At 58.7% G+C, this 12,244-nt stretch carries 10 protein-coding genes; 4 read left to right on the top strand and 6 right to left on the bottom strand.

All coding sequences use genetic code 11. The features are described from left to right. Positions 1–232 precede the first annotated feature (232 nt). On the top strand, positions 233–1,240 hold the full coding sequence (gene ftsZ, locus ACK83U_RS24745) for a cell division protein FtsZ (protein WP_112415136.1): 1,008 nt from the start codon (positions 233–235) through the stop codon (positions 1,238–1,240). An 82-nt stretch (positions 1,241–1,322) separates the two neighbouring features. Here ftsZ and ACK83U_RS24740 read toward each other — a convergent pair whose 3' ends face one another. The 4 genes from ACK83U_RS24740 to bla form a co-directional block, all read right to left on the bottom strand. Beyond that, positions 1,323–2,540 carry an SfnB family sulfur acquisition oxidoreductase gene (locus ACK83U_RS24740; RefSeq protein ID WP_112603823.1) on the bottom strand — a complete coding sequence of 406 codons (1,218 nt, stop codon included), beginning with the start codon at positions 2,538–2,540 and terminating at the stop codon, positions 1,323–1,325. A 396-nt stretch (positions 2,541–2,936) separates the two neighbouring features. Beyond that, a complete protein-coding gene (locus ACK83U_RS24735) occupies positions 2,937–3,320 on the bottom strand; it encodes a hypothetical protein (protein WP_112337267.1) in 384 nt (127 codons plus the stop codon). Between the two features lie 527 nt (positions 3,321–3,847). Next, a complete protein-coding gene (gene ampC, locus ACK83U_RS24730) occupies positions 3,848–5,035 on the bottom strand; it encodes a class C beta-lactamase (protein WP_162708001.1) in 1,188 nt (395 codons plus the stop codon). A 100-nt stretch (positions 5,036–5,135) separates the two neighbouring features. Further along, entirely contained in the window at positions 5,136–6,029 is an 894-nt protein-coding gene (gene bla / locus ACK83U_RS24725) for a class A beta-lactamase (RefSeq protein WP_112603815.1), read from the bottom strand. Positions 6,030–6,198: 169 nt separating this feature from the next. Between bla and ACK83U_RS24720 the strand changes: the two genes are divergently transcribed. Beyond that, a complete protein-coding gene (locus ACK83U_RS24720; RefSeq protein WP_112603813.1) occupies positions 6,199–7,074 on the top strand; it encodes a LysR family transcriptional regulator in 876 nt (291 codons plus the stop codon). Between the two features lie 96 nt (positions 7,075–7,170). Here ACK83U_RS24720 and ACK83U_RS24715 read toward each other — a convergent pair whose 3' ends face one another. Continuing rightward, on the bottom strand, positions 7,171–8,673 hold the full coding sequence (locus tag ACK83U_RS24715) for a globin-coupled sensor protein (protein WP_112603811.1): 1,503 nt from the start codon (positions 8,671–8,673) through the stop codon (positions 7,171–7,173). A 330-nt stretch (positions 8,674–9,003) separates the two neighbouring features. Here ACK83U_RS24715 and cml point away from each other — a divergent pair, with 330 nt between their 5' ends. Beyond that, positions 9,004–10,200, top strand: coding sequence for a CmlA/FloR family chloramphenicol efflux MFS transporter (gene cml, locus ACK83U_RS24710; protein ID WP_112603809.1), 1,197 nt, complete (start codon positions 9,004–9,006; stop codon positions 10,198–10,200). 103 nt (positions 10,201–10,303) lie between these two features. Here cml and ACK83U_RS24705 read toward each other — a convergent pair whose 3' ends face one another. After that, positions 10,304–11,326: an LLM class flavin-dependent oxidoreductase gene (locus ACK83U_RS24705; RefSeq protein ID WP_112411300.1), complete on the bottom strand. Its 1,023-nt coding sequence runs from the start codon at positions 11,324–11,326 to the stop codon at positions 10,304–10,306. A gap of 362 nt (positions 11,327–11,688) precedes the next feature. Here ACK83U_RS24705 and ACK83U_RS24700 point away from each other — a divergent pair, with 362 nt between their 5' ends. After that, a complete protein-coding gene (locus ACK83U_RS24700) occupies positions 11,689–12,189 on the top strand; it encodes an invasion associated locus B family protein (RefSeq protein WP_112603807.1) in 501 nt (166 codons plus the stop codon). Positions 12,190–12,244: the final 55 nt, after the last annotated feature.

Here is a 12,244-nt window from a genome sequence, read left to right as displayed (position 1 = left end):
CACAGCTTCAAGCAGGCTTGCCGATTGTGGCCTTCACGCAGCTGGATGATTGATGTTTCAATATCCGGCTTACAAATCCTGTGCTCAACTCATTATTCTGTGGAGGGTTGCCGGCGCATGCCGCAATCCGCACACGTTCCTCATTAGGATCTCTTCGCTCACGAATCGTTTTCAACCTCCAGAAGGGCAGGCGATCTCGATTGAGAATGAAATCGATCCAATGGAGTCCTTCATGGCTGACACGCGCGCACCACTTTCCGGGGTGATACCGAAGATTTCTGTCGTCGGTGTCGGCGGTGGCGGCGGCAACGCGATCAACAATATGATCGCGCAACAACTTCAGGGCGTTGAATTCATCGCGGCAAACACGGATGCGCAGGCGCTTGCGACGTCCAAAGCGACCAGGCGCATTCAACTTGGCGCACAGGTGACGGAGGGCCTCGGTGCAGGCTCCCTGCCGGAAATCGGACGAGCCGCCGCCGAGGAATCCATCGATGAGATCATGGATCATCTCCAGGGCACGCATATGTGCTTCGTGACGGCCGGAATGGGCGGCGGCACCGGTACGGGCGCCGCGCCGATCATCGCTCAGGTCGCGCGGCAGGCGGGCATCCTCACGGTCGGTGTCGTCACCAAGCCCTTCACGTTCGAGGGCAACCGGCGCATGCGCACGGCTGACGAGGGCATCGAGCGACTGCGCGAAAGTGCGGACACCGTTATCGTCATTCCCAATCAGAACCTGTTTCGCATTGCGGACGCCACGACCACCTTCGCAAACGCCTTTGTGACTGCGGACCGCGTCCTTTATGCGGGCGTCAGCTGCATCACGGACCTGATCATCAAGGAAGGTCTCATCAATCTCGACTTCGCCGATGTCAAATCCGTGATGCGGGGAATGGGACGTGCGATGATGGGAACGGGCGAAGCTTCAGGACCGGGCCGCGCATTGAAAGCGGCAGATGCCGCAGTCTCCAATCCGCTTCTGGACGACATGAGCATGAAGGGCGCGCGCGGCGTGCTGATCTCCATTTCCGGCGGAACGGACATGACGCTGTTCGAGGTCGATGAGGCCGCCAGCCGCATCCGCGACGAAGTCTTTGCGGATGCCGATATCGTCGTCGGTGCCATCTTCGACAAGACTCTCGACGGGGTATTCAGGGTATCGGTCGTTGCAACCGGTCTGGAAAGTCTCGCGATGTCAGCCGGTCAGCCCATGGAAACCAATATGGATCGGCACTAATTGGCTTCAGCGTGGCGCTGTGGATCTGTGCTTTTGATTATGTGAAAGCCTCGTCGCCGGCGACGGGGCTTTCGTCTATCCGTTAAAGCGCGCCGTTTTTCGGCGGGATGACGTCGTTGAGGTGATAATTGCCGACGACGTGATATTTCCAGCGAACCGGATCGTGGAGCGTATGCGTGCGGGCATTGCGCCAGTGGCGATCGAGATTGAGATCGAGCTTGACCGAGGCCGTGCCGGCGAGCTCAAACAAGGTGTTGCTCGCTTCGATGGCAATTTCCGTTGTCAGCACCTTTGCGGCCGCCACCGCGAGCGTCGCCTCGACCACCCTCTTTTCTGTTGTCTCGACCTGGGCGGCATCGACCTTGCGGCCGGCGCGCTCGACGGTCGCGGTAGCAGCTTCCAGCCGGACGGCGATCTGCCCGACCTTGGCGATTGTCAGCGGATCGTCGCTCGCCCGCTCTACACCGCTATCCATCCAGGGGCGCGATCGGGTCTTCACGAAATCAAGCGTTTCGGCAAAGGCTGCCCGAGCGATGCCGAGATCGACGCCGGCATGAATGATCTGGCCGACGGAGCCAATCGTCGTCGGCCGTTCGAAGCCTTTGTGGTGAAGAACGACATGGTCGGCATTCACATAGACATTGTTGAGGACCGTGGTGCCGCTGCCGGTCGTGCGCTGCCCGAAGCCATCCCAATCGTCAATGATTTCGATGCCTTCCGTTCCCTTCGGGACGAAGGCCATGACCAGCTTGTCGGCTTCGTCGAGCGCAAAGACAGTGACCCAATCGGCGAAGAGGACGCCCGTCGAATAGAACTTGCGGCCATTGATGCGATAGCCCGGACCATCGCGGGTGATACGCGTATCATAGTGCCCGACTGTCTTCGTGCCGCGCTCGGAAAGAGCGTTGCCGAAGCGATCGCCGGCCAATGCGCGCCCGAAGAAATAGCGCTTCTGATCTTCCGAACCATCGACGCGCAAGGCTTCAAGAATGTAGAAGTGGTTCTGCGGAATCTGTCCGATCGAACCGTCGGCCTGGGCGAGTGTCGCCGTGATCTCCGCCAAGGTGGCATTGGAGACATCCAGGCCGCCATACTCCTCGGGAACCGTAATTGCCAAGAGCCCGGATTGTGCCAGCGCATCCATCTCGGCAAAGGGAAGCAGCCTCTCGCTATCGCGCTCCGAGGCGGTGGCGGCAAAACGCTGGGCCAGCTCCTGCGCGACGGCCAGCGCCTGCTGTTCGGTCTCCAGCAAGGTGGCCTCAGGATGCGTGGCGTTGATATGGTGCAGTTGCGCGTTCATGGGCGGGCTCCGATTTCATTTGGCGCCACGATGCCGCATTAAAAGCTGGTCTTCGAGAAAAGGCATTTCATTTTTGAAGAGGTCGTCGCTTCTTCATTCCTTTCTCTATAGAATTGATAGTCAATTGCTGCCTGAAGATATATCCACATTGGTAAGCATCGACAGTCTCGCCAATCTTACCCAGCTGTCACGCCCGGTTCGCCGGTCTTCAAAGCATTCGGCGGACGCCAACCACTCGTCGCGTCGGAACAAAACCGGTCGCGGACGAGATGGGGCTGCGTCCTGCCTGCCGGCGTTGCCGATTGGATCGGTACTCGAAGCTGTGTGGGGTTTTGTGTTCTGCCGACGAGGCAGATAAAGGACGTACCGGCCATCATGGCCGGTACGCAGTTCATTTTAGGAAGCCATACGACGCAGAGGCCGTGCAGAAATAGGCTTGGCGGGAACTCTTAAAGGGAGCTTCGTGGCGACGGGGGGCTTCCGTGCCGTGCTGGTTTTCGGCGCCCCAAGCCAGCGAAGAATCGCATCGAAGCCGGGCTGGGCGGCCCGTTTGAACTCGGGGCTCATTTCCTCGTCCATGCCGCAGAGAGAGGCTATTTCCTGGAAATCCACACGTCCTGCCCGGAGAGGAGGGCGCGATTGGAAAACGATAAGGCCGATCATGAAGCCTTTGATATTCTCGAAGCTACGCGGCTGAAGCAGCGGCTTGAGCCGCAGATCGCAAAAATCTGAAATCTTGCGCTGGAAAACGTCAGAGGCGGAGCTTTTTTTTATGGGCATTATTCATTCCTTGCAGGCGACATCATCCAATGGTCGGGGTGTGGCCCGCTAAAGCACGGAAGTTAAGGAAGCGCAAACAACCGACCGATTGGCCGCTTTCAATTCTACGATGAGCCGGGATTTGGCAAGTGGCAGATTGATCACGCTTCGGTAAACTCCGCTTCGGGTGGAACGCGATACCGGCAAGATCAGAGCTTCTTCGGTCGCGCCGCTAAGATCATGAAAAAACTGTAACTTGCCTCCCGCGCCATTGAGAGCGACATTTTCCTTGCGCCGGATATATGAGGTGAAAGACATGTCAGTCTTAGAAATATTGGTCAGACGCCGGATGCAGGAAGAATATGCAAAGGGTACACCACCAGAGCGCATTACCCGCCTTCTGCAGGAATTCTTCAACGGAACGGAAGCCTCCCAAGCTGATGTTGCCGCGCGACGGTCTTCCGGCAATCGATAAATGACGGTGGCCGGCCTCGATATTTCGCAAGGCCGGCCGTTTGTTGAAGCAATTAAATCCTCATAGCAGCTCTTTACTGGACCGCATTGGATCCCTGCATGTCCTCGACGGCTGTCAGGATTTTGTAGGCTGCCGCGACGCGCGCGGGGATCGGAAAATTCCTGTTTGCAAGCAAAGCGATGCCGACCTGTCTGGCCGGTATGAAGGCCGCGTATGCGCCAAAACCGTTCGTTGAGCCCGTCTTGTTGAGCAGGATATCCTTGCGCGGCTGCTGAGGCGGGTCGAGCCGGCTGATTTTATGGGGCTCAAATGCCATGTCTGACGAATTGCCGGCAAGCAGCCGGGCAAGCGTCGTTGGATAGGCATAGATCTCCCAACCGAGCGCCTGCGTCGTGTTGTCGACACGGTAATAGCCGACATGCGTCGCGTCGATTGCCTGCTGAAGCTTATCGTCGAGCTTTGCTTCGCCCATATTCGCTTCAAGAAAGGCAAGCATATCGGAGCTGGTAGTCTTGATGCCATAGGCCTGCGTATCGAAAACGCCGCCGTTGACGCGGATCGGCTTGCCCTGCTTGGAATAGCCATAGGCATAATTGGCCATCTCAGCCGGTGGAACGCGGACATAGGTGTGACGGAGGCCAAGACCAGGAAGAATTTTTTCCTGCATCAGCGTATCGAACGGCTCTCCGACGGCCTGCGCTGCCAGGTAACCGAATAGGCCGATGCTGGGATTGGAATATTGCCGATACGTACCGGGCGCAAAGGTGGGATGCCATTTGCGATAATAGGCAACCATCTTGTCCTGATCCGTCACGTCGCTGGGAAACTGCAGTGGCAGACCGCCTGCCGAGTATGTGGCGAGATCGAGCAGGCTGATCCTGTCGAAGCTGCTGCCCGCAAGTTCCGGCATATATTTCGTCGCCTTGTCGGAAAAGGACAGTTTTCCACGGACTTGAGCGTAGGAGCCGAGCGCTGCCGTAAAGGTCTTGCTGATAGAGCCGAGCTCGAAGATCGTGTCGCTCGTCACCTTCTGGCCGCTCTCCTTCGAGGCGACGCCATAGTTGAAGACATAACGCTTGCCTTTGACGGTCAGCGCGATCGCCATGCCCGGCACATCGTTTTCCTTCATCAGCGGGCGGACGATCTCGTTGACGGCCCGCTCCAGCCGATCTTGGTCATTGCCGTCGGCAGCCTGTGCGCCGACGCCATAGAAAAGGCAGCTGGCGACGAAGCCGATCTTCTGCAAAGAATTGGTACGTATATTCAAAATGATATCCTCATTGTGATGATCGACCGTGCAGGATCGTACGGTCGAAAAAGAGGTGATGATTGGTGGCGGTTGTTATCCGGGGCGTATGTTCTCAGATCGCCGCGGCAATGCGGCCGATTTCGGCAATGATGGCGTTGCGTTCGTCAGCTGCGATGGCGGGGATCTCGCAATAGGCCGTCACGATGATGGGCGCGCGCTTCGTTGGCCATAGCACCGCGATGTCGTTGGCATTGCCGTGTTTGTTGCCATTTGTTCCGGTCTTGTCGCCCACCAGCCAATCCTTCGGAAGCCCGGCGCGCAGGCGGGCGTCGCCCGTCTTGTTGGTGATCAGCCAGGCCGCGAGCTGCGATCGCGAGGCGGGCGTCAGCACATCGGTGAACAGAAGCCGCTGCAGGTTTTCCAGCATCGCCGAAGCTGTCGTCGTGTCGCGCTCATCGTTCGGTGTGTCGTGATAGTTCAGCGTGGGCTCGGTGCGGTCGAGGCGGGTGATCTCGTCGCCTATGCTGCGGCAGAAGGTCGTAATTGCCTCCGGGCCGCCAAAGCTCGCGAGCAGCAGATTGGCCGCGGTATTGTCGCTGAGCGTCACGGCCGCTGCGCAAAGTTCGCCAACGGTCATGCCATTTTCTCCGGCATTGGGTTTGGTGGTCGGAGAATAGTCGATGAGATCGCTCTTCTTGTAATGAATGCGTCGGTCGAGCTTCTCTTCTCCCTTGTCGACGCGAGCAAGCACGAGAGCTGCCGCCAGCGCCTTGAACGTGCTGCACATGAGAATGCGCTCGCCGGCGCGGTGCTCGATGCGCCTGCCGCTTGCCATGTCCAGAATGCTGACACAGATGCGGCCTGGATGCTTGCTTTCGAGCGCGGCAAGCTGCGCCTCGCCTGTATTATCGTCTGCAGTACGTCCAACCGAGCTCAGCCCTGCCAGTACAGGCAGCGCAAGCAAGCTGCCGGCAAGGCTTTGCCGGCGCGACAATAAGATCGTCATCTTGTTTCCACTTCGATTTTGCGTTGGGCAACGGAGCGCCTATCAGCCCGTGGACGTCATTGGGGTCTGGCAAATCACCGTGCGAGGCAGACTATGGCTCTGGTTTCTGCCCTAGACAAACGATCAATTCTGGGCTTAGACATGAGAAAAACTTGGCCTTAGGACACAAATGGACATTTCCCAACTGCCGCTGAACGCGCTGCGGGTTTTCGAGGCCTCGGCGCGGCATGGCAGTTTTACGCGGGCTGGCCTGGAGCTTCGGGTCACGCAGACGGCGATCAGCCATCAGGTCAAGGCGTTGGAAGACGTGCTGGGCGTGACCCTCTTCAAGCGCCTGCCACGCGGCCTCGCGCTGACCGACGAGGGGCATGCGTTGCTTCCGGTGCTGACGGACGCCTTCCGCCGCATGAGCGCCACGCTCAGCCAGTTGGAGGAGGGGAATTTCGCCGAGATCCTGACGGTCGGCGTCGTCGGGACTTTCGCGATCGGCTGGCTCCTGCCGCGCCTCGGCAGTTTCAAGGCGCAGCATCCCCATGTCGATCTGCGCCTGAAGACCAACAACAACCGAGCCGACATGGTGCTCGACGGACTGGATTTCTTCCTGCGCTTCGGTGACGGTGCATGGCATGGAACCGAGGCGATCCATCTTATGGATGCGCCACTCTCCCCAGTTTGCACGCCGGATATCGGCGCGCGATTGCGTACGCCTGCCGATCTCGTCGATGTCGAACTGTTGCGATCCTATCGGGTCGATGAATGGTCGCTCTGGTTCAGGGCGGCGGGCCTGCCGCCACCGCATCTTCGTGGCTGGATGTTCGATTCGTCGCTGACGCTGGTGGAGGCTGCAGCACGCGGCGTCGGTGTCGCGTTGGTGCCGGTCGCCATGTTTTCCCATGATATCGAAGCCGGCAGGATCATGCAGCCGTTCCGGATTACCGCGATGACCGGCAGCTACTGGCTGACGCGCTTGAAATCGCGAGCGGAGACGGCGTCCATGAAGGTGTTTCGCCAATGGCTGTTGGCTGAAATCGAGGAGATGCCGTGAGGCTGTATAGTTGAAGACAGCCCCGGGTTCATATCCGGAGCCGTTTGGAATAAGTGGCAATTGGAATGCGGATGATTGCGGTGTGCGGCAACTGTTTCAGCTTGCGAGTTTCAGCCTGACGGCCCCGGTCCGCGTTCCCGAACGCACGGTCTTGAATCGTCCGACCAGACCGGCGAGCTCGTTGCTGATATCGGCGAGGTGTCGCGTCGAGGCATTCGTCTCTTCCATTAGCGCAACATTCTGCTGGGTCATCTGATCCATGTTGCGAACGGCGGAATTGATCTCGCTGATGCCGACGGCCTGTTCCTGCGCCGAACGGGCGATTGCACCGACATTCCGGTCGATGGAAGCGACCTGATTACCGATGAGCGCCAGCGCCTCTCCGGTCCGGTTGACGAGCTCCACGCCGCGACGCACATCGTTGGATGATCTGTCGATGAGATCCTTGATTTCCTTTGCGGCGGTCGCCGAACGCTGCGCCAATTCGCGGACTTCCTGGGCGACGACGGCGAAGCCCTTGCCCTGTTCGCCCGCTCTCGCCGCCTCGACGCCGGCGTTCAAAGCCAGAAGGTTGGTCTGGAAGGCGATGTCATCGATGACGGAGATAATATCTGTCATCTTGCGCGACGAGGTTTCGATATCGCCCATGGCGGAGACGGCCTGCTGCACGACCTCGCGCGAGCGTTCCGCCTCCGAGGCGGATTCCTTGACGATTGCCTGAACCTCGCGCGTCCGCTCAGCGGTCTGTTCGGAAATCGTGGTGATCTGGTCGATCGCAGCGGCACTTTCTTCAAGGGCAGAGGCTTGCTGTTCCGTGCGCCTTGCCATGTTGTCAGCGGCGGACGAGATCGAACCGGCTTCGTCGCGAACGCGTGTCACTGAATCTTCGATGCGCTGCATTGCAGTGCCGAGGGATGCGAGCGACTCGTTATAGTTGCTCTTCAAGACCTCGAATTCGGCCGAAAGGGCTTCTGTGATATCAGCCGTGAGGTCGCCGTTTGCAAGACCGTTCAGCGCTATGCCGAGTGCGTTAAGCGCGCGTTCCTGCTCGCGCTGGGCAGCAGCCCGCTCGGATTCCGCGCGGTCGCGCTCATCGGCGAGCACCTGCAGGTAAACCGAAATGCCGTAATCCATGTCGACGAGGGCGGCCTTGACGATCGCCGACAGCCGCCGTGAGAGGACTTGTTCATGCTTGCGCTGCATGAAACCATTGAGCTGCTGTGCGACGATCGATCGCACCATCCCTTCGAGGATCAAGGCGTAGCCGCCAATATACCAGCGCGGCTCGAGGCCGAGGCGGGCATGGGTCCTGCCCACCGCCGAGACCGCTTCGACATAATCAGGTCCGTATTTGCCTGACGCGATCGTCTTCCAATGGTCCTGCTGCTTGGATTTGGCGTGGTGTACATGCTGTTGCGACGAAAAGAATTTCGACATCGCCGGATGTTTGGTGATCTTCTCGTAAAAGGTGTCGAGAGAGCCTTTGACGGCGGATTCGATAGTCGGCTGCAGCTCTGCCAGAGCCTGCCTGGCATCCTGTCCCAGTCCAACAAAGTCGAGCCTATCGTTCAACTCGTCCATTTTCGATGCGCGCACCATAATCTGCTCCAGGAAAGAAATTACAAGTAGTTAGGGCACGATCATGGTTAAAAAATCATTAGATTTTCACCTCATTTTCGATGCGCGGCCGACAGCATTGAATGTGGTGGCTGCGACCATGCCCGTCGCAACATATTGCTCGGTTCGATGTCATCTGCTAAACGCTGTGGCCATCACGTATCTCGCCACGAGGCCATCGGCATGGGGAATTCCAAGTCAGCAGATAAATAAGCCGCAACAGCTTTTTCTTGTTGCGGCGTGCTGTCGAACTCATTCCCGTTGATACCAGTGGCAGGCGCCGCCCGAACTCTCTTTCGAGCGGAATTTCTCATGTCTGATATACGCCCGTCATGGGCCTACTCGCTGCCGGCGGCACTGCTGCTGATGGCGCCTTTTGATATCCTCGCCTCGCTGGCCATGGATATCTACCTCCCTGTCGTGCCGTCGATGCCCGGCATTCTCGACACCACGCCTGCTATGATCCAGCTGACACTGAGCCTCTATATGATCATGCTGGGTCTCGGGCAGCTGGTGTTCGGCCCGCTTTCGGATCGTATCGGCCGCCGCCCAGTCCTGCTTTCCGGCGCGCTTCTGTTCGCCGTCGCCTCTCTCGGAGCGGCCCTGTCATGGAGCGCTCCCATCTTCGTTCTATGCCGCCTGCTGCAGGCCATGGGCGCGTCGGCAGCCTTGGTCGCGACCTTCGCGACCGTGCGGGATGTCTACGGCAATCGTCCGGAGCAGGCCATTATCTATGCCACATTCGGATCGATACTCTCCTTCGTGCCCGCACTCGGCCCCATAGCCGGCGCCATGATTGCCGATCAGTTCGGCTGGCGTGCTATTTTCATATTGCTTGCGCTTTTGGCGCTGGCTGCGACTTTTCAAGCCATGGCGAAGTGGCATGAAACGAGGCCTCAAGGCTCTATCGGCCCGCGCCGTTCCATATGGCCGATCTTCAAAAGCCGGTCGTTCTGGACTTATACTCTCGCCTTCAGCGCGGGCATGGGCACATTCTTCGTGTTCTTCTCGACCGCACCGCGCGTGCTGATCGGCAGGGCCGGCTACTCCCAGCTCGGTTTCAGCATTGCCTTTGCAACGGTTGCCGTCGTGATGATTGCGGCGGCACGCTTCGCCGGATGGTTTGTCGAAAGATGGGGTGTCGCAGGCTGTGTTGCGCGGGGCATGGGACTGCTTCTTATCGGTGCGGCAGCTCTTGCGCTTGGCCAACTCTACGGAGTGCCGTCCTTCGCAAGCTTCGTGCTGCCGATGTGGATCATGGCGGTCGGCATCGTCTTTGCGGGATCGGTTACGGCGAACGGCGCTCTGGCGGAGTTCGGCGATATCGCCGGATCGGCGGTGGCGTTCTATTTCTGTATTCAGAGCCTGATTGTGAGTCTCGTCGGGACGCTGGCGATCACCGCACTGGATGGCGATAGCGCATGGCCGCTTGTGGCTTTCTCCGCTGTCATGGCGCTGCTGGTATTGGCAGCACTTCATAGGCTGCGGCGTCACTACGCTTTGGCTTGATCCGCCAAGCATGCGCCCTTCACGTGGTAAAATCTGAAACGACCGCCCGCGAAGGTGAGCTTCGCGGGCGGTCAGTTTTGTCTCGTCCTGTTTCAGAACCCTCCTAGCGCCACCCCAATGCCGGTGCGACATGCGTCAGGATGCTCTCGATGACATGGGCGTTGTAGTCGACCCCAAGCTGGTTCGGCACCGTCAACAGCAGGGTGTCGGCCGCGGCGATGGCTTCGTCCTTTGCCAACTCCTCGATCAGCACATCCGGTTCTGCGGCATAGCTGCGGCCGAAAATGGCCCGTGTCTTTTCATCGATGAAGCCGATCTTGTCAGCATCCTTGCCGCTCTGGCCGAAATAGGCGCGGTCGAGATCGTTCACCAGCGCGAAGATGCTGCGGCTAACCGAAACTCGCGGCTCGCGTTTGTGCCCGGCTTCTTTCCAGGCCTCGCGATAGAGCCTGATCTGATCGGCCTGCTGGACGTGGAAGGGTAGGCCGCTTTCATCATCCTTCAGCGTCGAGCTCTGCAGGTTCATGCCGAGCTTCGCGGCCCATACGGCCGTGGCATTGGAGCCGGCACCCCACCAGATCCGCTCGCGCAGGCCCTCGGAATAGGGTTCCAAGCGCAACAGGCCTGGCGGGTTGGGGAACATTGGCCGAGGGTTGGGCTGTGCGAAGCCTTCGCCGCGCAGCAGATCGAGCAGCACTTCCGTATGCCTGCGGCCCATATCGGCATCGCTTTCGCCTTCCATTGGGGCATAGCCGAAATGGCGCCACCCGTCGATTACCTGTTCGGGCGAGCCGCGGCTAATGCCGAGTTGCAGCCGGCCGCCGGCGATAAGATCGGCAGCGCCGGCATCCTCGGCCATGTAGAAAGGATTTTCATAGCGCATGTCGATGACGGCAGTGCCGGTTTCGATGCGGCTGGTCTTGGCGCCGACAGCTGCCAGCAGTGGGAAGGGTGAGGCAAGCTGACGTGCGAAATGATGCACTCGGAAATAGGCGCCGTCCGCACCCAGCTGTTCGGCCGCCACGGCGAGGTCGATCGATTGCAGCAGCGTATCGGCAGCTGAACGGGTTTGCGACTGGGGCGAGGGCGTCCAGTGGCCGAATGAAAGGAAACCGATCTTCTTCATGGTGCAGTCCTATTACTATATCCGGTTAGCACGGCCTGATTTTGCATCACGCATGTCCATGCAGAAACCGGCACGTCAAAGCTGCCGCTCGCTTGCGTCTTCATGGCATGGCTTGCAAAAGCCGTAGGTTCAGGCGGCTATATGTGCATGGATGCAGCGGATGGAACAGCGCAATCTGTGAACTGATCGTCAATGCCGACGGGGTTGTGTTCTTCCCGTATATGGTTTCCTGCGCGTTTCCTAACATGAACAAATTTTAACGAAGACATTAACAATCAGATAACGCACCGCACCGAAACTGCCGTGCGTGTGAGTGCATCTCTCGCTTTCAATGTCCTTGAAACAAGAAATGGCAGGAAACCATGTTTGCAAGAAATTTCGCCCCCGCTCTGGTCTTCGTCGCATTCAGCGCCGGTATCGCGCATGCGGAAGTGCCCGTCCGTATCGATCAATTCGATCATTGGGGCGCATATTCTTATAAGTCCGGCGACAATGTGAATTGCTATGTTCTATCGAGGCCGGTTGCGCAGCAGCCCGCCAGTGTCGACCATGGCGACAATTTCTTCATCGTCTCGCGTCTGTCTCCCGGCGATAAATTGGTTCCGGAGGCCGCGATGGGCTATGACCTGAAAGACGGTGCTCAGATGACGGCGACGGTCGGCGACAAGACATTCCCGATGTTTACGAAAGACCGGCACGGCTGGGTAAAAAACGAATCGCAGGAGCCGACCATGGTCAACGCCATGAAAGGCGGTGCTCAGTTGCAACTGCAGGCAACCTCTAAGCGAGGCACCGAGACGAGTTATTCCTACTCGCTGTCAGGCATTACCGCTGCCTTGAAGCGGATAGAGACATGCCGGTAAAACTGGAGGCTGAGCGGCGATCTAGGATTCCGTCCCGCCAAGTTGTATAGCCCGC

Origin of the sequence: Rhizobium sp. WW22, assembly GCF_047041135.1 — a bacterium.
Classification (GTDB): Bacteria; Pseudomonadota; Alphaproteobacteria; order Rhizobiales; family Rhizobiaceae; genus Rhizobium.
This window is presented reverse-complemented; position numbering and strand designations above follow the sequence as displayed.

What these genes read in the sequence shown, in the direction of transcription:
- ftsZ (WP_112415136.1), top strand. Translation starts at nt 233, where the DNA reads ATGGCTGACACGCGCGCACCACTTTCCGGGGTGATACCGAAGATTTCT.
- ACK83U_RS24740 (WP_112603823.1), bottom strand. Translation starts at nt 2,540, where the DNA reads ATGAACGCGCAACTGCACCATATCAACGCCACGCATCCTGAGGCCACC.
- ACK83U_RS24735 (WP_112337267.1), bottom strand. Translation starts at nt 3,320, where the DNA reads ATGCCCATAAAAAAAAGCTCCGCCTCTGACGTTTTCCAGCGCAAGATT.
- bla (WP_112603815.1), bottom strand. Translation starts at nt 6,029, where the DNA reads ATGACGATCTTATTGTCGCGCCGGCAAAGCCTTGCCGGCAGCTTGCTT.
- ACK83U_RS24720 (WP_112603813.1), top strand. Translation starts at nt 6,199, where the DNA reads ATGGACATTTCCCAACTGCCGCTGAACGCGCTGCGGGTTTTCGAGGCC.
- ACK83U_RS24715 (WP_112603811.1), bottom strand. Translation starts at nt 8,673, where the DNA reads ATGGTGCGCGCATCGAAAATGGACGAGTTGAACGATAGGCTCGACTTT.
- cml (WP_112603809.1), top strand. Translation starts at nt 9,004, where the DNA reads ATGTCTGATATACGCCCGTCATGGGCCTACTCGCTGCCGGCGGCACTG.
- ACK83U_RS24705 (WP_112411300.1), bottom strand. Translation starts at nt 11,326, where the DNA reads ATGAAGAAGATCGGTTTCCTTTCATTCGGCCACTGGACGCCCTCGCCC.
- ACK83U_RS24700 (WP_112603807.1), top strand. Translation starts at nt 11,689, where the DNA reads ATGTTTGCAAGAAATTTCGCCCCCGCTCTGGTCTTCGTCGCATTCAGC.